20 protein-coding genes are annotated in these 20,794 nt (G+C 47.6%); 8 read left to right on the top strand and 12 right to left on the bottom strand.

Annotation, left to right across the window (positions count from 1 at the left end):
* Positions 1-5 precede the first annotated feature (5 nt).
* Genes ACLVWR_RS09450 through ACLVWR_RS09460 form a run of 3 tightly spaced genes read left to right on the top strand, consistent with a single transcriptional unit; the run spans position 6 to position 1,044 of the window.
* The gene (locus ACLVWR_RS09450) at positions 6-476 is read left to right on the top strand and encodes a hypothetical protein (RefSeq protein ID WP_413580456.1); all 471 of its coding nucleotides are present in this window, start codon (positions 6-8) and stop codon (positions 474-476) included.
* Between the two features lie 39 nt (positions 477-515).
* On the top strand, positions 516-746 hold the full coding sequence (locus ACLVWR_RS09455; RefSeq protein WP_413580457.1) for a hypothetical protein: 231 nt from the start codon (positions 516-518) through the stop codon (positions 744-746).
* A 4-nt stretch (positions 747-750) separates the two neighbouring features.
* A complete protein-coding gene (locus tag ACLVWR_RS09460) occupies positions 751-1,044 on the top strand; it encodes a hypothetical protein (RefSeq protein ID WP_413580458.1) in 294 nt (97 codons plus the stop codon).
* 17 nt (positions 1,045-1,061) lie between these two features.
* On the opposite strand, the gene ACLVWR_RS09465 is transcribed toward ACLVWR_RS09460, so the two are convergent.
* The 8 genes from ACLVWR_RS09465 to ACLVWR_RS09500 form a co-directional block, all read right to left on the bottom strand.
* A complete protein-coding gene (locus ACLVWR_RS09465; protein WP_413580459.1) occupies positions 1,062-1,505 on the bottom strand; it encodes a hypothetical protein in 444 nt (147 codons plus the stop codon).
* A complete protein-coding gene (locus ACLVWR_RS09470) occupies positions 1,505-2,497 on the bottom strand; it encodes a hypothetical protein (RefSeq protein ID WP_413580460.1) in 993 nt (330 codons plus the stop codon). Before ACLVWR_RS09470 ends, ACLVWR_RS09465 begins: the two co-directional genes overlap by 1 nt.
* Positions 2,498-2,621: 124 nt before the next feature.
* The gene (locus tag ACLVWR_RS09475; protein WP_413580461.1) at positions 2,622-4,208 is read right to left on the bottom strand and encodes a hypothetical protein; all 1,587 of its coding nucleotides are present in this window, start codon (positions 4,206-4,208) and stop codon (positions 2,622-2,624) included.
* 95 nt (positions 4,209-4,303) lie between these two features.
* Complete coding sequence (locus tag ACLVWR_RS09480; protein WP_413580462.1) at positions 4,304-5,242, bottom strand: NmrA family NAD(P)-binding protein; 939 nt, start codon at positions 5,240-5,242, stop codon at positions 4,304-4,306.
* Positions 5,243-5,333: 91 nt separating this feature from the next.
* Positions 5,334-7,028, bottom strand: a complete 1,695-nt coding sequence (gene recN, locus ACLVWR_RS09485; RefSeq protein ID WP_340598887.1) for a DNA repair protein RecN — start codon at positions 7,026-7,028, stop codon at positions 5,334-5,336.
* A 2-nt stretch (positions 7,029-7,030) separates the two neighbouring features.
* On the bottom strand, positions 7,031-7,933 hold the full coding sequence (locus tag ACLVWR_RS09490) for an NAD(+)/NADH kinase (RefSeq protein WP_413580463.1): 903 nt from the start codon (positions 7,931-7,933) through the stop codon (positions 7,031-7,033).
* A complete protein-coding gene (locus ACLVWR_RS09495; protein WP_413580464.1) occupies positions 7,933-9,966 on the bottom strand; it encodes a M3 family metallopeptidase in 2,034 nt (677 codons plus the stop codon). Before ACLVWR_RS09495 ends, ACLVWR_RS09490 begins: the two co-directional genes overlap by 1 nt.
* Positions 9,967-10,235: 269 nt before the next feature.
* Positions 10,236-10,916 carry a hypothetical protein gene (locus tag ACLVWR_RS09500; protein WP_413580465.1) on the bottom strand — a complete coding sequence of 227 codons (681 nt, stop codon included), beginning with the start codon at positions 10,914-10,916 and terminating at the stop codon, positions 10,236-10,238.
* A 222-nt stretch (positions 10,917-11,138) separates the two neighbouring features.
* On the opposite strand from ACLVWR_RS09500, the gene ACLVWR_RS09505 reads away from it, so the two are divergent.
* From ACLVWR_RS09505 to ACLVWR_RS09515, 3 genes are all read left to right on the top strand, one after another.
* Positions 11,139-11,648, top strand: coding sequence for a hypothetical protein (locus tag ACLVWR_RS09505; protein ID WP_413580466.1), 510 nt, complete (start codon positions 11,139-11,141; stop codon positions 11,646-11,648).
* A 21-nt stretch (positions 11,649-11,669) separates the two neighbouring features.
* A complete protein-coding gene (locus ACLVWR_RS09510; protein ID WP_413580467.1) occupies positions 11,670-12,416 on the top strand; it encodes a hypothetical protein in 747 nt (248 codons plus the stop codon).
* A gap of 105 nt (positions 12,417-12,521) precedes the next feature.
* Positions 12,522-13,724: a hypothetical protein gene (locus ACLVWR_RS09515; RefSeq protein WP_413580468.1), complete on the top strand. Its 1,203-nt coding sequence runs from the start codon at positions 12,522-12,524 to the stop codon at positions 13,722-13,724.
* Between the two features lie 32 nt (positions 13,725-13,756).
* Here the strand turns inward: ACLVWR_RS09515 and ACLVWR_RS09520 are convergent, their stop codons facing one another.
* Both ACLVWR_RS09520 and ACLVWR_RS09525 read right to left on the bottom strand, forming a co-directional pair.
* Positions 13,757-15,541 (bottom strand): AMP-dependent synthetase/ligase, encoded by a 1,785-nt coding sequence (locus ACLVWR_RS09520; RefSeq protein ID WP_413580469.1) that lies wholly within the window; start codon positions 15,539-15,541, stop codon positions 13,757-13,759.
* A gap of 51 nt (positions 15,542-15,592) precedes the next feature.
* Positions 15,593-17,515: a protein kinase domain-containing protein gene (locus tag ACLVWR_RS09525; RefSeq protein WP_413580470.1), complete on the bottom strand. Its 1,923-nt coding sequence runs from the start codon at positions 17,513-17,515 to the stop codon at positions 15,593-15,595.
* Between the two features lie 65 nt (positions 17,516-17,580).
* On the opposite strand from ACLVWR_RS09525, the gene coaE reads away from it, so the two are divergent.
* Positions 17,581-18,174, top strand: a complete 594-nt coding sequence (coaE, locus tag ACLVWR_RS09530) for a dephospho-CoA kinase (protein ID WP_413580471.1) — start codon at positions 17,581-17,583, stop codon at positions 18,172-18,174.
* 81 nt (positions 18,175-18,255) lie between these two features.
* Here coaE and ACLVWR_RS09535 read toward each other — a convergent pair whose 3' ends face one another.
* Together ACLVWR_RS09535 and ACLVWR_RS09540 are read right to left on the bottom strand one after the other, a co-directional pair.
* Positions 18,256-18,888, bottom strand: a complete 633-nt coding sequence (locus ACLVWR_RS09535) for a hypothetical protein (protein ID WP_413580472.1) — start codon at positions 18,886-18,888, stop codon at positions 18,256-18,258.
* Between the two features lie 83 nt (positions 18,889-18,971).
* The gene (locus tag ACLVWR_RS09540) at positions 18,972-19,493 is read right to left on the bottom strand and encodes a hypothetical protein (protein ID WP_413580473.1); all 522 of its coding nucleotides are present in this window, start codon (positions 19,491-19,493) and stop codon (positions 18,972-18,974) included.
* A 176-nt stretch (positions 19,494-19,669) separates the two neighbouring features.
* On the opposite strand from ACLVWR_RS09540, the gene ACLVWR_RS09545 reads away from it, so the two are divergent.
* The gene (locus tag ACLVWR_RS09545) at positions 19,670-20,785 is read left to right on the top strand and encodes a hypothetical protein (RefSeq protein WP_413580474.1); all 1,116 of its coding nucleotides are present in this window, start codon (positions 19,670-19,672) and stop codon (positions 20,783-20,785) included.
* Positions 20,786-20,794: the final 9 nt, after the last annotated feature.

Here is a 20,794-nt window from a genome sequence, read left to right on the forward strand (position 1 = left end):
ACACCTTGAAAGCACTCTTGATACTCATCACATTGATTCTTCCAGTGATCGCCAGGGCGAAGCTGCCCCTGCATGAGTTGGATAGCTTAAAGCAAATCGTCATTGTGTCTCGCGTGGCCATCAACGAACCGGCAAATCCCGAAGTGGTCGCCTGCAAAATCAAAACCGAGGGGCTGGATCTGAAACTTCAGCAAGCCAAAGACAACGCCAAGAAAAGTTGGAAGAAACAGATTGTTCGCAAAGGCGATTTGCCACTATTGACCAAGGCAATCCAAAACTGTGCAGAGCGGGTCACATGCGAAGTGTATGACAGCTTCATCACATCTGTACGAATCGAGCCGGCCATCGAAAAACAAGTGGAACCTCTGAAGATAGTGTTGGATCAGAATCTCCAACAGTTGAAGCCGGAGTCCTATAAGGCAGTATTTAAGACGGTCAGAAACCCTTGCTCATTGTTGAAAGCGATCTCAAAGTAATCCAGCAGGGTCCAGTATAAACAGGATATGGTTTCATGATTGGCGAATTTGAGCTATGCTCAGGTCATGCCCCGACGCAATCGTCCCAGTGAAATCGAAAAATGGATGATGATTTCAGCTTTCTTGATCAGCTGTTACTGTGGTTTCATGTTTTTTTGGAGCGTCATTGATGCTTTGGATTCCACCGCACTTATGTACGCGTTGGGCGTCCTGGTTTCTTCTTATGTCGGCGTTAAGATTGCCGGTCCTCGCAGATCCAGCGTAGACTAGAATTATGAAAAGTAATTTCCAGATTTTCGCACGTGACCTAATTTGGACGCTGGTTCTGATTGCATTCAATCCGTTTAATCTGATTGCGCTTTACAGCCGCTATACCGGAAAAGTATTTGTAGGAATGGAACATGCCACAAGCACAGATCCAGTAAAGGCATATCTTTTGCCCACCCTGGTCTATGCTGCGATTTGGTTGATTCTGAAAAAGTGGCGCCGCTGGAGTTATTGGAATCTGTATTTCTTTTCATTCCTGGGCGCAATTGCTGTCTTTTATATCTGGTTCAAGTTCGCGTAAAAGGTGCGAGGCACCTTTTACTGCATGGTTGCCAGCATGTTCGCCAGTTGGGTCATACTGGCTGCGGTTTGATTCTTAAGTCCTATGCAAGTTCCCTGAACATATTTATTGCCATGATATAGCTGAATGTTCGCGCGTGGGCAGCTGTTGATGTTAGCGCCTTTTAGCGAAGCGATTTGACGGCTTTGAGTTGTCAGGAAGTTATAGTTCGGATCCGAAAGGCTGCCGATAGTCGGGGAGCCGCCTTTACTATAGGCATAAAACTTTCCACGGGTATCCTGCCATACAGTGAAGTAGTTCTTTTGATTTCCATAAACCACGACAACACGGAATCCGTTAAAGCTGCCAGCCTTTTTGGGAGCGGCTTTGGGATTTGCAGCACGACGTTGCACGCTTTGTTTTTGCGGAGCAGACCACGCCAGTACCGGAACTATCAGAAGAAGTGCGATAAGGTATTTCATTATTCAACTCCTCCCTTAGAGTTAGCAGGGGCGCTCATGATGCCGCTTGCTGCCGGTGCTGCTTTAGGGGCGCCAAGTGCTTTGGCCATCGCATCTGGGTTTCCAGCATCACAATAAAGATAGCTGCTGGAATCGTAGCAATTCATTTTCTTTCTAAGTGTTGGATTGGCAGTGACGATTCCGTTCAATCGGGAACTGAAGTCAGGATCATCAGTAAAACCATCATCAGGCCGTCCAAAAGAGCATTCTTCGCGATAGGCGTTGGCGATGCCCTGACGCCATTGTGAAGCGGACAGCTTGCTGTATTTTTCAGAGATATAGTCCGTTACCACTTCCGTCGTTAACCAGTCTGAAAATGCACGTGTGACCTGATCATTTGCGCAGAATCCTGCTTCCTTGAATGAGGACCCGTGATTGTGTTTGGCGCTGACTGATTTTCCGGAGCGCAGACATGAAATCATTCCCTTAAACGGATAAGCTTCCTCAGCCTGGGCAATGGATTTTTCCTTAGGGCGACGGATAATGCTGTCGATGCCGCAGGGATTGATCGAAGCCGAAAGCTCGTCGGCAATCATTTTCGCAGCAACGAATTCAGACATTGCCGGTTTGGCTTTGCACAGATAGAAGGTGTTGTCAGAGTGAGTAAAGAATGAGTTTGGCCAAAGTGATTCATCCAGACTTGCGGAAAGCTGTTCACACTCTGTCGAAAACTTCATGCCGTTCAATTTTGCCAGGATGGCACTTCGGGCTGATTCATCAATCGGCATTGCTGCCACTTTTTTGATGAAGGCTTTTTGAACTGCAGGAAAGGTTTCAGTTTTTAGTTTATCGTTGAAAGCAGCCTTGCTGTCTTTAACGTTACCGACAGTGGTGCCATCGCTCGCACCAATTGAAGAGCATGTGTATGCCGCCATGTCGGAGCAAGAGCTGTCTTTTTGAGCATGAGCGTGCACGGATAGAATCAGGCTTAAAAATAAAAACGTCTTATTCATAACTTTAAGTTTAAAAGTGAATGAAAAATTCGTCTATTGCAGGACCGTAGATTATCCCAATTCCAGACCAGGAAATTAATGCCCGTACTGGACCACACAGATGTGGCCCTGTGGAACGGGTGCATTAAGGAAGATTTGATAGGATTGCATTCTCCAAACGTCCAGAATTCTGGCGAGCAGACTGGCAGACGCGTTCAAAGAAATTTTCGATTTTCTCGTAGCGTTTTCCTTTAAAGAAAAACTGGGGATCTTTGGACTTTATTTCAGAGAGCAAAGGACTTGCCGTGAACAGCATCTGAGCGGATTTCGCCCAGTCCAAACAGGAACCGCGACTGATTGATTCGCGGAAATCAGATCTGAAGGACTTTGCGGCGTCACTTGAGAACTTGGTGCGGACTCGTGTGCTGAAGTCCGCTTCAGTGTCGCCACTGAATGCGATGGCATTTAACTGAGCATCGCTGAGCAAATCCCCATCCAGTTTTTTACCCTTGCTGGCTTTAACCAGTTGCAGACGTTGAAGAGCCCGGCTGGTGCAGTTTTCCGTACTGCCGGTTTCATTGATCATCACTTTGACGATCGTCGGAAGACACAGCTCCTGAGCTTGTTCGATAAAACGGCTGTCCAGCTTGTTGGCGTTCTTTTTGGCTTTGGCCAAAGCGCCATTGTACAGAATGTTATTTGCGACTCTTCTGGTTTCAGTTCGTGATTTTGACGCCAGACATGCGGTCGGCGACAGGTATTCTTTGCCATCGAAGACCTGGTTTTTTAGAAACTCATACTTTTCAGATTGCTCGGACTTTAGTTTCGCACCACCAAAACGGTAGGCAACGACGGATTCAGCAAAATCCTCGTGGGGATTGGTTTTTCCGTACAGGGAAACTGCTTTCGAAGGGTCCACCAGGGAATAGTTCATTCCTGATTTACCTTTGGAGTTACGTTGGACCCAGCCGGCCACTTTCAGCCATTCAGCTGATTCATCCAGATTGTTCTTTCGCGCGACCACGTGACCCAGTTCGTGAAGCAAGGTTTGCTGACGCTCCGCCAGGCTTAGTTTATTCCAGAAGTCGTAGATTTCCATCGTGGAATTGGCGACGCTTTCCCCTTCCGGGGTTTTCATGCTGGCACCGCGGGTTGCGTGAATCAACTTGCGATTGTAATCAAGGGGATAAAGCTCAATCGGATAGTCAGAAAGGGCAGCCAAAATATCATCCAGCTCATCACTGCGCCATGCAGAGGCATTCACAGTGCGCAGCTGAGACCCGTTGAATCCGAAGTGCTTTAACATGTATAGAAGTTGAATGCCGACGCGAGGGCCATAAATGGACTGAGCACTGCAAATCACTTTGTCGCAGTGGGATTTCAAGGACAAGGGGTTGGCCTTGATCATGGTGACATCATAGCTGTGCAAATCCCGGAAAAGCTGCAACAGTTGTGGATCCTCATTCGTGAACGCGATGCCAAACAACGTTTCTGATTTTTTTGTCAGACTGGAAGACTGCAGATCCAACAGCATTTCTGCGTCAGAAGGTGACCTTGTGTTCTTGCAGGGAGCAGTTGCTACCTGTTGAGGTAAAACGGACCACCATTCCAGATTGCCGGCGAACAAACCGCCGGGATTGAAGTGAGCGGAAGTGACTTCGCAAATCGGAGCACTGACTTCCGCGACTTCATCAGTCGCGAAACCCATGCTGCAAAAAACTATAATGCTCAAAAATGAAGTCCACTTCGCCATTCAAAAACTTATCGGATTACGCCCAAGTTTCTAAATGAAAACGAAGTGGATTGAGCCTGACTCAAAGTGAGACGTCAGGGGCGCGCTTCGTAGGGACCTGAGTTGGAACGACGAACGTGGCGCATGGCCACTGCGTGATTATAGGCATTTAAGAAGGTCGATCGCGCAAATCGTTCAATCGAGGTTACAGTGGAGTTTTGCTTGTCCCGGTTGTAGGTGCCAGCCAGTAATCCATTACTGGCTGCATGGTCCAGCTCGATGAGTTCCTCTGCCATGGTTTGAGACATGCCAGCTCCAACCATATAGTTGCGAAGTTCTGTATCGGGAACCGCAGCATACTCAAGTGTGGGCTTGCTGATGGATTGTCCCAGAACACGGGCGATTTCACGATAAGTCAAAGTTCTTTCGCCAAGAAGGTATTCGACATTGTGAGAGGTGAAGTTCGGATGAGCCAGCAGGAAAGCCGCCCGGGCCGCAATGTCTTTGGTTGCGACAAAGTCCACGGGGGCATCTTCGTGGATAATTCCAAAGACTCGGTCCATGGCAATTATCGTGGGAATTTCCTGTATCAAATTCTCCATAAAAAATGTCGATCGCAAATGAACAATGTTCAATCCAAGAATTTTGTTCAGTCGCTCCTCTTGATCACGCAAAGCCAGAACGGGGCCTGTGCCACTGCCAAGATCTGCTCCGACGCTGCTTAAGTTTACGACGTGCTTGACGCCCGCTTCCTCGATGGCTTCGGCAATGACTTCACCCACTTTGTTTGCGTGAAAGCGGGGTTCAGCGGCTCTGATATCAGGGGGAATCATGACGAATGCAGAGGAGCAGTCTTTCAAGGCACGCATCATCGTGTCGACGCTATTGGCATCGCCGGTGACGAATTCAGCTCCTTCAAATTGTTCGGGATTGGAAAAGTGGCGGGCCAGAAGACGGACTTCATGCCCTTGAGAAAGAAGTTCCATCGCAATCTTTGAACCCACATGCCCGGTTGCACCCATAACCAGAATCATAGCCAGCCTCCTTGAATACTTAAATTCTAGAAGGAGGCGGCGGGCTTGTGCACATTAAGACATGTGTTTGTTCACAAGTACGGACTTACCTTTATCTGGCTTCGACCAAAAGCTGCTCAGCATGAGCCAGGGACGTCTTGGAGATTTTCTCGCCGCTGATAAGGCGGGCGATCTCCTGAACGCGGTCCTTTTGCTTCAGTTCGGAAACCAGCATGGCAACGGATTCTTTTTGCGGAGATTTTTGGATAAAGAAGTGTGTGTCACCAAACGCTGCGACCTGAGGCAAGTGAGTCACGCAGATAACCTGCTGACCTTTTGCAATGGTCTTAAGTTTGCGTCCCACTTTCTCTGCCGTTTCACCTGACACGCCCGTATCGACCTCGTCGAAAAGATAGGTGCGAGGCTGATTGCTGGAACCCACAACGCGTTTCAAGGACAATAGAATGCGGCTCAGCTCACCACCAGAGGCGAACTTTGCCAATGGACGTTTAACATCCTTTACGGAAGTTTGACTTAGGAATTCAACGTCGCTGGTGCCTGTGGAGCTCAATTCATTCAGCTTTTCGATTTGGACATGGAAAGTGACACCTTTCATGTTCAGATCCAGGAGTTCTGCATTCACACTCTCTGTCAACAGATCGGCGCCTTTAAGGCGACGTTTGTGCAGATCTTGTCCCAGAGCTTCCAGTTCTTTCAACAATACGGCCGCTTCCTTGCGAAGGGTTTCAATTTTCGCATCGGAATTCTGCAGGTTGGAGATTTCGATTTCCATCTCCATCAAAGCTTTCAAAATATCGTTTACAGAGGCGCCGTACTTCTTTTGCAGTTTGCGCAGATCACTCAGGCGACCTTCAACTTCCTCAAGGCGTTGCGGGTCAGCGTCGATCTTGTTTGCGTAATTGCGCAGCTCAAAAACACTTTCATCAATCAAAGCCTGAGCCTGTTCCAGTAATTCCAATTTTGCGCCGATTTGCGGGTCAACGTTGGAAAGTTCCTGCCCTTTTTTAAGCACCATTTTCAAGCGACTGATCGCGGAGTCATCGTCTGTGTACAGAGCGGACTCTGCCTGATCGACAAAAGAGCCAATGCGATTGGCGTTCTTAAGTTTTTTAACTTCGGTCTCAAGCTCGATGTCCTCGCCAGGGGATAAATCCAGGTTGGCGATTTCATCACGTTGATAAATCAGGAAGTCCAGACGTTGGGCTTTTTGTTTCGCATCACTTTCAAGCTTTTTGATTTCTTCAAAGATACCAAAGTAGCGATTGTATTTTTCAGTAAAAAGCAGGCGCTTGTCCCATGTTCCTGCGTACTGGTCCAACAGATCCAGGTGATAAGCTTTGGACATCAGGTTGCGATTTTCATGCTGACCTGTCATTTCGATCAACGGCGCGGAATGACCTGCCAGCTCCACCAGGGGAGCCACGATATCACGCAAGCTGTTCAGAGTGGACAGGCTGCCGTTCAGATAGACTTTTGATTTGTCACCAGTGCTTAGCACGCGGCGAACAATCAGAACGTCTTCGTCAGCATCAATACCCATGTCTTTAAGATTGGTCATGATGTCGGTGCGCTTGCTGATATCAAAGGAGCCTTCAATCGTTGCCTGAGTGGATCCTGTGCGAATGGTGTCGCTGGAGCCCTTGCCACCCATTAGCAATGACAAGCTTTTCAGTAGAACGGATTTACCTGCACCAGTTTCACCAGACAGAATATTAAGTCCATCTTTGAAAGTGATATGCAGGTTTTCAATGATCGCAAAATTTGTAACTTTAAGCTCTAGCAACATAACTAAGTCCGGTCTCCGAATTTAAGTTTTTCACGAAGCAAATGGAAGTAATTGTGATCCGGATGTCTGACCATCCAATGATCGTAAGGGGAGCGAGTCAGCACGACTTCGTCGTCGGCATTGATCTCGGCCACCTTTTGCCCATCCACGATGAAATGGGCTTTGTGAGTTTTGCCGTCCAATTGGAAAGACAATTTATTTTTGTCAGGGACAATTAGCGGACGGGAGGTCAAGCTGTGAGGCGCGACAGGTGTCACCACCAGCACTTGCGCTTCCGGATGCAGGATCGGTCCCCCCGCAGCCAAATTGTAAGCCGTGGAGCCCGACGGACTTGCCACGATGAAACCATCGGCTTTCACTTCACTGACCAGGTGTTTGTCTGAATAAATCGCCGTATGAATCAACTGCGACATCGAACCTCTTTCGATGACGACATCATTCAGCGCGTGGAATTCAGCTTTGGCTTTTCCTTTGCGCAGAATTTTTGCGTGAATCATGGTGCGCGGGCGAAGTTCCATCTGTCCGTTCAAAGTGTCTTCGATGACTTCCATGGTGGAGTCAGCACTGTGTGCAGTCAGGAATCCCAGCGAGCCCATATTGAAGCCCAGGATTGGAACATCACGGCCCTCGAGAACGCGAACGGCGCGCAGATATGTTCCGTCGCCGCCCAATACGATAACCAGCGATAAAGTATCCAGTTGTTTTTTAGTGGAAGCCAGCTTGGTGCCAGTCACCAGCTTTTGGCCTGGTGCCGTGAAGACTTGATGGCCCTGTTTTTTTAAAAACTCAGCCACCTTCTTTGCCAAAGCAACAGCACGGTCGGTCTCCAGACGGTAAACCAATGCGATATTGCTTTTGCCTGGGATCACCAATTTACTTTTCGGACTCATCGCGGTCTTCTTCATTAAATCAATCCATCACGTCTTAGCAAAGCATTTGGATCTGGTTCACGGCCACGGAATTTTTTGTAAAGCTCCATTGGATGTTCCGTGCCACCTTTGCTCAGGACAAACTCTTTGAACTTGCGAGCGACTTCCGGAGAGAACAAACCTTCCTCTTTGAAGTATTCAAATGCGTCTGCATCCAAAACTTCCGCCCATTTGTAAGAGTAATATCCTGCAGAGTAACCACCTGCAAAGATGTGGCTGAAGCTGCAAGAGCTATTAGTGCCAGCGACCTTCGGGAACAAACGAGTTTCGGCCGTTGCCTGCTCTTCGAAAGCATCCACGTCCTTGATCAATGAAGGGTCCGCCGTGTGCCAAGCCATGTCCATCATGCCGAATTGCAATTGACGGCAGGATGCATAACCCGCCTGGAATTTTTGCGAAGCTTTCAATTTATTGATCAGCTCCACTGGCATTGGTTCGTTGGTTTCATAGTGACGGGCAAAAAGGTCCAAACCTTCTTTTTCTCCGGCCCAGTTTTCCATAATTTGTGAAGGAAGCTCCACGAAATCCCAGTAAACGCTGGTGCCGCTTAAAGTTTGGTAAGTCACATCAGAAAGCATTCCGTGCAAAGCATGACCGAACTCATGGAACAAAGTGCGAACTTCATCGTAAGTCAAAAGAGACGGTTTTGTCGGAGTTGGTTTTGTGAAGTTGCACACGATGCTGACGTGCGGGCGTTTCAGATCTTTACCAAACAAACCTTGAGCACGGAATTGAGTCATCCATGCGCCGCCTTTCTTCGTTTCACGCGGGAAGAAGTCTGTATAGAACAAGCCCATGTATTTGCCAGTTTCATCGGAGATCTCGTAAGCTTTCACTTCCGGATGGTAAACCGGGATGCCCTTGTTCTCCTTAAACGTCAAACCGTAAAGTTGTTTCGCGTGTTTGAAGACACCTTCCACAACGTTTTCCAATTGGAAGTACGGGCGCAGGTCTTCTTCGTTGAAAGCGTATTTTTCTTCTTTCAATTTTTCAGAGTAATAACCAAAGTCCCAAGGTTTCAATTCAGGAATTGCATCCAGCTGTCCGGCAAATGCCGCAACTTCAGAAACGTCACGCTGGCCGGCTGCTTTGGAAGCATCCAATAGTTTGTGCAGGAAAGTGCCCACTGTTTTTGGGTCTTTCGCCATGCGCTCTGCCAAGACGAAGTCAGCGTGAGTTTTGAAACCCAAAAGGTTCGCGCGTTTCGCACGCAGGGTTACGATCTTTTTCACGATCTCCTGATTGTCAAACTCGCCACCAAAAGCACGTGACGTGAAGGCTTTGGACATTTTTTCGCGCAACGCACGGTTGTTCGCGTAAGTCATGAATGGAAGGTAAGAAGGGATTTGCAGATTGAACAACCAGCCTTTTTTACCTTTGGCTGCTGCCGCAGCTGCCGCGCCCTCAAGGATGCCTTCAGGAATTCCAGCGACATCTTTGTGGTCTTCCAAAACCATTTCAAAAGCATTGGTCGCTTTCAAAACGTTCTCGGAATATTTCGGACCAAGGACAGACATCTCCTGGTCAATCTGACGAAGAGTTTCTTTGTCAGCGCCCGAAAGCAAAGCACCATTGCGAGTGAAGCCCAAGTATGTTTTTTCAAGCAGGCGAAGTTGTTCTGCAGTCAACTTCATTGAATTGCGATTGTCGTAAACGCTTTTCACACGTTTGAAAATCTCTTCGTCCAAAGAGATGTCGGATTCCATCGCTGTCAATTTTGGATAGATATCCTTGGCAAGCGCCTGGAAAGCTTCGTCGGAATGTGCGGATTCAAGGTTTCCATAAACTCCGGCAACCACACCCGCAAGTTCTGTCGCTTGCTCCAATGCGAAGATCGTATTTTCGAAATCCGGAGTCGCTGTGTTTGCTTTGATTTTTTCAATATTGGCTTTTGCGGTTTTAACGGCCTCATCCAAAGCCGGCAGATAATGCTCAACTTTGATTTGATCAAACGGAACCGCTTGATCTTTGGCTGTAAAGGGCATCAAAAAAGGATTGTTGGAACTCATAGAAGTACTCCAGTTTAAGAGCTAATAAATCGCCTCTGGTTATCCCTTGAGAATAGCGCAAAATAAAGGAAAAAAGCCTCTGGTTGCCGGTATGTTTTTTAATTAAAATTTGGTGCTTTTTGGTGATACTTGGGGACGCATTTGCTGCGCCTCAATATGAAAGGGCTCTTAGAGGTAGTTCCCGCTAAGAGCCCATGAATAATGCGGCATATAACCCGGTAAAAACCGGTGAGGAGGCCGCGCTCCTCTTATTTAAACTTATTTAAAGATTAAAAACCAAAGCCGAAACCGATACCGAAACCAATGCCGGCACCGACTCCACCGTACGGATAACCGTAACCCGTGTTGTAACCATAGCCGTAACCAGGTTGTTGGTAGCCATAGTTATAATTTTGGCCTGTAGTACAAACACCCAAGCCAGAACCAACCAAGACTTCTTGGCATGTTTGGCCGGCACCGCAAGAGTTTGCCTGATTCATCAAACAGCTCGTTGCGATTTTACCAGAACAGTTAGCACCGTTGCCGCTTGGAATATTTGAAACCTGCTGGAAGTTATAGCCAGATTGAGGGGCATAGAATCCATAAGGCATTGCTGCGTAGTTGTTGTACTGGAACTGATAGAAGATATTCCAGTTAAAACCATTTTGAACACGATAACAGCCCATACCCATCACGGAGTTGTATGCTGGTGCAAAGCCCATTGGGCAACCGCACACGCCATATGATTGGAAGTAGTTAAGATAGTTATTGTTCACGCCACCGTTCGGAAATGTATAAGGCATCCAACCACCATACTGACTGTAGACACCGTTGTTGCACAGAGTGCTGGAAGTGATACAGCGAGTGTCGCCTTGGATTGGAGTGGTCGCAACGCCGTTGTCGCCGCCACCGCCGCTATCGCCGCAGGCTACTACCATTAATGTCATCAATGCTACGAAGAGCCTTTTCATAGGTACTCCTTGAAAAATTAAAACTTCAACAACGCCTTGTAATTCAAGAGGTGTGCCCTGGGTGTCTCATCTTGAAACCCCATTTATTTCGATTTGAATGGCAGAATTTGCAGTGGACGTGCCGCTTTTGGGCACCTTGCGCCGCAAAATAGTAGGCAGAGGCCTATTTGAATGGCAGCATAAAAGAATAGCTACTAATTCACCTATCGAAAGGAATCGATAATGAAATACATGGGATGTTTGCTTTGTCTTCTAATGGCGCTTCCAGTAAGTGCAGCAATTCCATCTAAAAAAGTGCAACAGGGTCCAAAGATTCTATCAGGAAAAGGCGAGCTTTTCGGCGGATTGGCCGGCTCTGGCTTTACTCTTTTGGATGTGCGCAGAACTGCGGATAAAAACAAGAAAGTCGAGCGCGTGGTATTCGATGTGGGCGACAAGAACGGGGCGAAAATGAAAGGCTGGCCGGGATATTTCCATGCTGAGCTTAAAAACAATCCACAAAGATTGATCATTTCTTTCGCGCAAATGCCGACGTCGCTGGTGAATGAAGTGGCTCTGAATTTCCGTTTGAAAAATTCTTATGCAGTTAAGAAAACAGCGATGAGCATGGATCCGATGGACAGTTCCTTGAACCTGACTATGGATTTAAAACAGAACACGAAAGTGCGCGTTTATCAGGTCGCAGGTAAGAAGAATACTTCCAAAGTCGTTGTTGATTTGATGGCGGAGTAGACTCTTCAAGTGATTCGCTCGGTGAAGTTAGCATTTCTTTTTTCTATCGTGGCACTTATGGCGGTCTCTGCGGAGGCCCGGGTGTTCGATATCAAACGTGATTCAATGGCCCCTTATTTTATTCTGTCGGGCGGACCTTCAACGGTCGGTACAAATGGTTATGCGAACGAAGCAACCGGTACGACTGTTTCCGGCGAATCCAAATTCACCTATGGTGGGGAGTTTGGATTTTTACTTTCACGACCGGTTCTGAACCTGGCGTTCGGAATTGGCATCATCAAGCCCTCTTTGGTGGAAGGATTTTCCGGCAGCGATACAGGTGGCACTCAGATGTTTACCGGTAACAGCGAAGTTTTGGGTTTTGCTCCCAGAGTCACCTTAGAAGTAAATCTGCACGGCGACCAGGTGTCGCGTTCTTTTGTTGCAGTGGGTGTTGGCTATGCCGATGTGAAATTGAAAAACTCTTACACGATGACGGCAGCCGGGGATGCGGCTTATCCAGGCGTTGCCACGACGATTGAATCCAAAGGTGCTGCCACAGAATTGACGGCGGGTCTTGGGTACGAGGGAGTCCTATCAGACACCACAACATATGTTTTTCAATTTGGTTACCGTCAGTTGCGTATTGATCAACTCAAATATTCGAAAGACTACACGACCTTCAATGGCCCGGTGAGCGCGGGTGGTACTGTTATGAATGGCGCGTCAAATCGTGAGTTGAATCTCTCCGGCGGCTTCCTATCTCTTGGATTTCGCTTCTATTTATAGAGTTCTTTTTACATTGCAAACTAATAAGACCCTTGTGCTTTGGCATCAATAATCGCCTGTGCTATAGCGAACTCCCTAAATAGAAACGGAGTTACAGCTATGTTCATGAAATGGATTTTTGCTTTCTTGTCTCTAGGTCTTGTACTTGCGTCGCAACAGGCTTCTGCATTTATCGTGGCAACGGAGCCGGCTCGATTGAACCCCAATGTTGCAACAGATATTTATGTTGCGGGCTTTGGCGGTGATCAAGGCAATCAATTCACTCATTCGGCGGTATTGGGTGCACGTATTTCCCGTGATAGATTTCCTGAAAGACAGCGCGTGATTATCGCTGCTGTTAATAACAGTGCTTCTTATGAGGGGAGTTTGTTGACCAGAGGCGGTTTAAGCCTTCGTCGCGCCGATAAGGATGGTTTGACGGGCGAGCGTTTGGTCGCGACGTTAAGCAGTCTTGGAGTTCGTGCAAGTTCTTTGCAGTTCTACGGTCATGCCAACACTTACAATGGCTTCCGTTTGCAAACAAAATACAAACGCCTGGATCATGATGATGAATCCTTTGCGCAATTGGGACGTTTCATCAGAACAGATGGTTTTGCGGTGATTCATTCCTGCAACTCGGCTTGGTTCCTGGCACCAGCGGCTGCGAAACTTTGGAATCGCCCGGTGTTTGGATCCTTCGCAGGTTCCAACTTTCAAAATCTGAAAAGCGATGGCAACTGGTACTACAATGATCCGGGTTTTTATCCAGCGAACTTAAGCTGGAAAAGCAGCACTTCGCAGCTGACTAAAAATACTTTGAGCTGTGAGGATGGACGTTGTGTGCGTTTGAAGCCGGTGAACATCCCTTACCATGATTCCTTCGGCAGATTCAGCCGTGGTTTGGGTTTCTACAAAGTCTTCGCACCGGATGCGACGCAAATCCCTCGCGCGTTGGTTCATCTGACGATGCTTTACCCCACGAACACGGCGGCAACACCAACTTCTTCACGCACGGAGTTCGGCAAGGCATTGGCGGATTGGATGTGTCCTTCTGACAGAACTCAGGCAAAATTCAAAGCCTGCCAGGCGGCGATTCTGAATGAAGAGTTCAGATCCAAACCCCATATGAGTTTCTTTGAAGGTACTTCCATTTCTTGCAATAACATCAGTTGCAATACGCGGGTGAAGTGCAAATCCATGAAGGTGATCTTCTCGGTTCCTTGTAAAACCTATGATGTGGCTTCCGGGCGCTCGACCGTGTTCAGTGATACTTTGAAGCAGGCGTTTGAGGGGTTTGATCAGATGCAGAGTGGAGTTGTTAAGTTCTAAGACGAAAAAGCCCGGTTTGAACCGGGCTTTTTTTATGCATACATCTTTTCGATTTCGGTACTGAACTTCTGATCCAGCTTTTTTCGTTTCAGCTTCATCGAAGGGGTCAGTTCGCCGTTTTCAACTGTCAGTTCAATCGGCATGATCACATGCTTTTTGATGCTCTCGTAACTTGCAAGACTGCTGTTCGCATCGGCGACAGCGTTGCGGATCAACTCATCGACAAAAGCGGTTTTGCTTAGTTCATTCCAGTCGGTGAACTTGATGCCCTTTTCTTTCGCCAATGTGGTCACGGCTGGTTGATCTGGGAAGATCAAAGCCACGATGTACTTCTTTTGATCACCATGAATTAGCGCGTGGGAAATATACGGGGAAAGTACCAACAAAGATTCCAGCCGTTGTGGCGCCACGTACTTGCCACCGGCAGTTTTAATCAGATCTTTTTTGCGATCCGTGATGCGCAGGTCACCGCTTTGAGTGATTTCACCGATGTCGCCGGTGTGGAACCAGCCATCAGTAAATGCCGCATCTGTGGCTTCCGTGTTTTGATAGTACTCTCTCATCACTTTGGCGGATTTAACCAGGATCTCGCCGTCAGCGGCGATTTTAAGTTCAACATCACCAATCGGGCGGCCCACGCTGCCAAAACGATAGTTGAATGGAGTGTTAACAGTGATTGCTGCCGTTGTTTCTGTCAGGCCGTAGCCTTCCAGGATCAAGATGCCAGCGGAGTGAAAGAACATCGCGATTTCTTTGGAGATCGGAGCGCCACCACTGATTGCAAAGCGCAAACGGCCGCCGAAGGCTTCAGTGATTTTGCCCAAAACTAATTTTTTCGCCAGTTCATATTTTGCCAATAAACCCACCGGCAGAATCTGACCGGAAAGTTTGTACTCGCCAACTTCGCGTCCCACGTCCACGGCCCAATTGAAAAGTTTCATCTTCAATGGCTTGGTTTGAACCTGAGCAAGAATGGCACTATGGATTTTTTCAAAAATTCTGGGAACTGAGACAAGGATTGTCGGGCGGATGTCAGCCAGATTGGCGCGAACTTTTTCCAGGCTTTCTGCATAGGCCATGGTAAAGCCAATGTACAGGTGTCCCCAATGCTCAATGCGACCTAAAATGTGCGCATAAGGCAGGAAGGAAAGGGAAGTGTCATTGGGAGAGGCTCCCGCAAACGGGAAGGCTTCGCTGACTTCACTGTAGGCTTGAAGGTGAGTAAGAACCACACCTTTTGGCAAACCAGTGGTGCCAGAGGTGTACAGGATTGTCGCCATGTCATCGGCTTTAATCGTGGAGCAAAGGTCTTTGTAGCATGTTGGATTCGCTTCCAGATAGCCTGCACCGATTTTGTGCATTTGATTCCAATGCAGATTTTCACCAGGTGTGTGTGACGTATCCATGAGGATGATTTTCTCAACATGCGGGCATTTCGCACGGATCGACTCAAAAGTTTTAAGTGGACCACGGCTTTCGCAAATTAGAAATCTGGCTTTTGAGTTGTTTAGAATGAATTCCACGTCTTCAGCGATATTGTTCTGATAGATTGGAACGGTGATCGCCTTGATGCCGAAAATGGCGTAGTCAGACACGGACCACTCATAGCGGGTGTTCGCCATGATCGCAACGCGGTCACCAGGTTTGATGCCCAATGAAAGCAGGGCAGCGCCAATGGTTTCGATGTCTTGATAGTATTCTTTCCAGGATTTTTGTTCCCACTTTTTGCCCGTGTTGAATTTCACGGCCACGGCTTGGGGATCGCGTGACGTCATTGTCAAAATAGAATGACCTAAGGTCAGAGAATTCGTCTTCATGATGAAATGCTCCTAGTTGCTTGTCTCTCTGGCAAAGTCTTAAAGAGTGTATTACTTCAAATACAGTTCAATCGTCTGTTTTTGATTGGCTGGAATGGTCACTGTTCTTTCAGCTGAAAGTCCGGTCACCTTATTATATGCCTGAATCTTAACTCCGACCTCTGCTTGAATCGTATAGCCCTCGTGTTGAGAACGTATTGCCACCGGAACTCCGGCAATTCTTAATTCAGAATTTGCGCCGCCGTTCACAATGTTGATGAAAACAGATGCCACTCTTGGAAGAACTTGTAAAGAGCCGGTAAATGAATACGCCTCATAAGTGGGTGTGACAGTTGTCACCAGATCCGTATAGCCCTCTTTAACCAGACGCAAACTGAATGGCGTGTTCGCCTTTCTTTGCATGCTGTACGGAGTGAATTCGCCCGTATCGACACCATCAATCACGATACGTGCCTTGGCAGGAGTACTGTAGATTGAAACAGTGTAGTTCGGCGCTGTCGTTGACATATCTGTAGTTTGTGGAACTTCCGGAGCTGTTTGTGCCACCGGTTGTGGGGGAGCAACAGGGGTGTGCTTAGGAGCCATGCCCAGTTGCTCGACTGCAGGTTTGTCACCAGAGAAGTTTTTAAGTCCATAGACTACGCACACACCACCGACGATGGCGATCGCGCCACGCAGAACCCAAGTCATCGCATTGGAGGACTTTTTATATGGAATACCAGCAGCTGTGCCCGAGATGCCATTCGGTCCACGAGTCACTCCACCAGTACGGGTTTGCGTGTTGGTGTGAGTATTGGTGACTGTGTGATTGCCAAAGTTTCTTGGTTTTGGCGGCGTTTTTAAGTCTTTCAAATCCACGCGAATATCAGTGGATGTGTCGATATCCAAATTACCGGATTCATCCGTGGCTGACATTGTCGGAGGCGTCGGAACACTTTGTGGTGGAATGCGTGTGTCAGTTTGCGTGACAACCGTTTTGTCTTCCGTTGGTTGAGTCGCCTGAATTTTTGCAAACTCCACTTGTTTACGACGTTGTTCAAGGAATGCCGCCGAGAAAGCATTTTTCATGAACACCGAGAAATCCTGAGGAGAGAACTCTGGATATTGGGTATTCAGGAATCTGTTCATATCACGATGGAAAGCGGCCGCCGTTTGATAACGAAGGCTGCGGTCCTTGGCCAATGCTTTGTTGACGATTCTTTCCAGTTCCGGAGGAACGGAAGGATTGATTTTACGAATACTTGGAATTTGGCACTCGCGGATTTTGCGCAAGATCGCCGCTTCACTGTTGGAAGTGAACAGACGGTCATTGGCCAAAAGCTCCCACAATACGATACCCATCGAGAAAATGTCAGTGCGAGGATCAATGTTTTGACCATCAGCCTGCTCAGGGCTCATGTAACCGTATTTACCTTTTAGGGTGCCGGCTTTTGTAGCTTCAAGCTGGGTTTCCGCTTTAGCGATACCGAAGTCGATGATTTTAACTTCGCCTTCGAAGCTGACCATGATGTTTTGTGGGCTCATATCGCGGTGAACGATATTTAGCGGTTTGCCAGTCGTGCCGTCGATACAACGGTGCGCATGGTCCAAACCTGCAGCCACTTCTTTCATCATGTATACGATTTGTTCGATCGTGAAGGACGTAGTTGTTTTCTTAAGCTCGTTCAGGATTTGGCGAAGGTTGCGACCTTCCACAAATTCCATAACCAGGAAGAATTGACTCTTTTCGACACCGAAGTCATAAATTGATACAACGTTACCGTGGTTCAGGTTGACGGCGATTTTCGCCTCTTCCTTGAACATCTCAATGAATTCCTGGTGATCCGAGTACTGGGGCAGGATACGTTTGATTGCAACAAACTTATTAACACCTACAGCGCCTGTAGACTTGGAAAGATACACTTCGGCCATTCCGCCGGCCGCGACTCTCTCCAATAGAATGTATTTACCGAATTGTTCTACAGCTTGAGACATGAAATCATGTTCCCCTTTGAAGGGACTATCGGTAAAATGGAATGGCAGCTTAAGGAGATTTGACTATGAAATGGATAGGACTGACCGGAGGTATAGCTTGTGGCAAGAGCACAGTCAGTCGTATGTTGCGCGATCGTGGCTATAACGTCCTTGATGCTGATGAAGTTGCCCGTGAAGTCGTGCGACCAGGTTCGGCTGGACTAAAGGCGGTGGTCGAGGAATTCGGTGATGTGCTGCTGCCAGACGGAAGTCTGGATCGTCGAAAGCTGGGGCAGATAGTTTTCGGCAACCCGGATAAGCTTCATGTTCTGGAATCAATCACCCATCCATTAATCCGCAAGGAAATCGCCCGCCGCCGTCAGGTGTTTGCGGATATGAATCTGCCTCTGGTGATTTATGATATTCCCTTATTATTTGAGACTCATGCGCAGGAGCAGTTCGATCAGATCGTTGTGGTTTCCTGTACCAAGAACCAACAAAAAGAACGACTGATGAGACGCAATCAACTGACTGAATCCGAAATCGACATGCGCATAGCCTCGCAAATTCCCGTGGCCAGCAAAGAATCCGAAGCCGATTTCGTCTTACAAAACAACCGCGACGAGCAACACCTGCTAAAAGAAGTCGACCGCCTCGACGCTTGGTTGAAATCCCTCTGATCCACACCCGTAGCGGGTGCGGCAGCAGGTCATAGTAAATGTCGGGTATAAAAAAGGGAGATCAGTGATCTCCCTTCTTCGTTATTTAAGAACGACTTGAATGTTTGTCGAGGAACCCAGTTTTGTGCGATAGGAAGTGCCTGGGCAGATTCCGTTGCTTTTGCTGGCCCACGCCAGTTGATCTTCTGATGTGGATCTTTCCACTTTCCAAGTTCTGTCTTCTTGCTGTTTGATTTTGTAGTTTACGATTTTAACAAGCTCAACATTGTTGGTTCTTGTGATTGGTGTGCAACGAGCTGGGTTGTAGGGATCACCCGGTCTTGGAGAAGGATTGATACCTCCCACTTGATAGTCAGTACGAGTGCCTTTGATGAGTTGGGAAGTTCTTTCTGAGATTTGAAATGTTCCGTCAGCCAGTACTTGGCCTTTTACTCTGCCTTTTGCATCCACCAGCTTGTCGCCCTTGATGTCATAAGTGCCAAGGAAGTCATTGGTTGCAAGGCAGTCAATCACTGCGAAGTCCATTGTGATTGAAGTCGCTGAACGTTTCAGGTTCATGGCGATTCTGCATTTTTCGTATTTGCGCACAGTTTTCTTGCCGTTGAATTGATCGTGAGAAGTAGTCATGGTGCCCAAACCGCGAAGCTCACCCAGAGAGCTGGCGTGGGAAGATGCACCTAGTAGCAATGTCATGGCGATTGCAAAGAATTTCATATGTCCGTCCTTTGTTAGTACAAAAGACAGATATCAAGTGCTTGAGGACGATGCAACCCAGGACCCAGCAATGAAGCAAATGGTCAGAAGTTAAATCCGTAACCAGTGATGGCGTAAAGGTCTGCGCCTACAACAGCCAGGCCCACACCCATTTCAAAGAAGAAAGACTCACCGACACCGATGCCACCACGAGCACGGAAGCGTTTGATTTGAACGATATTCCCGAGTTCATCATCGGGATCTAAAAAGGTCCCCAAGGCAAGGCGAGCATATGGATAAAAACGATCGTTTTCAAGGTTCCAGCGATGCGCCCCAAAAATACCGATGGCGTTGTGTTCATTAAATTCAAAATGCAGATCCCACACCGGGCGTTCACGTTCAAGATTTGCGATTCGCAAACCGTAAATCACACCTTGCGGCCACTCGTCATTTTCAACGATATGTCCTCCGCCGTAACCAGCAAGCAAACCCAGTTGCCATGTCGGGGCGGGAGTTCTAAGCGCCGCAGCCTTGTCAGACAGGTAGGGATCACTTTCGCCGCTAAGTGGCTGAGGGTCCAACGTGGTCGTTGTAGACGGTGCCGCAAGACTCACGTTTGATAACAAGACCAAGGTCAAAAAAAGGGGGAGAATAGAAACTCGCATAAGAAAAAGTATAATTTACGAATACAATCTTTGTAAAAGTAAATTGGAGACAAAATATGTTTAAAAGAGGATCTCTTCTCCTCTCGCTCGTTCTTGGCCCCACATTCATCACTGCACCTTCTTTCGCAGCAGATTCAATGAGTACAACGATTCATCATCAGTATCAGGCGCCACGTGCCCTTGGTATGGGTGATGCTTTTGTTGCGGTCGCTGACGACTATACAGCTATTTTCTATAATCCTGCGGGCTTGGCTCGTCGTGAAAGTGGTCAGATCAATTTGTCTATGAGTTTTGCTGGCACGCCAGGAGCCAAAGACTTCTATGACGAATACAAAGAGATTGAAGATAACAGTGCTTTGGACGAAATCGGAAAAAACACTGCCTATATTAACTTGATTGAAAAGCACTATGGCGACAATTACTCCATTCGCTTAAGCCCAATGGAAGGCGTATGGGTTCGTCCAAAGTGGGGGATTGCTTTTATCCCTGCAGACGTTTCCGTTCAATTGCAAATGCATAGAAGTATCGCGGCAGCTATTGATACTAAAGTTTATGCAGATTCAACATTGGCTCTTTCCTATGCCGATGACTTGCGTTGGTTTAACAATGGTCGCTTTTCAATGGGTTTGACAGCGAAATTTGTGAATCGTGGGTTCTATAGCAAAATCATCCAATCCACCGATCTTGCTACCAGCGATGAAATCGTAAAAAAAGAGGATCTTTCTGAAGGCTATACAATCGATGCTGATATCGGTTTCTTGTGGACACCTGAGATCCCGGGAGAAGGTTTCTGGAGCTTCTTCCAGCTGGCACGTCCTACTTTTGGTGCTGTGGTTAGAAACGTCGCTGAGACGGGCTTTAACAACTCACTAAAGCTGATCAATAAAGAAGATCAAACTGTGAATCCGGTGCCTGAAAAGCTATATCGTGTTTTCGATGTGGGTTCCAAGTGGGAGTATCCAAGTGCCTGGATCTTTGGTGGTCGCGGGGTTCTTGATGTTCGTGATCTAGGTCATCCGGATTTCAACTGGAGAAAAGGTGTTCACGCCGGTTTGGAGTTTGACTGGTTTGTGTACTCTTGGTGGAAGGGCCACTATCGAGTGGGCTTGAGTCAGGGATACTGGACTGCAGGTCTTTCTGCTCAGCTGGGAATCTTTAATCTGGATGTCGTCAGTTATGCTGATGATGTCGGAACCAGAAATACACCCGTCGAGAGTCGAGTGTATGCAACAAGGCTAAATTTGGATTTCTAAACAAAAAAG

Source organism: Bdellovibrio sp. HCB288, assembly GCF_047305935.1.
Lineage (GTDB): Bacteria > Bdellovibrionota > Bdellovibrionia > Bdellovibrionales > Bdellovibrionaceae > Bdellovibrio.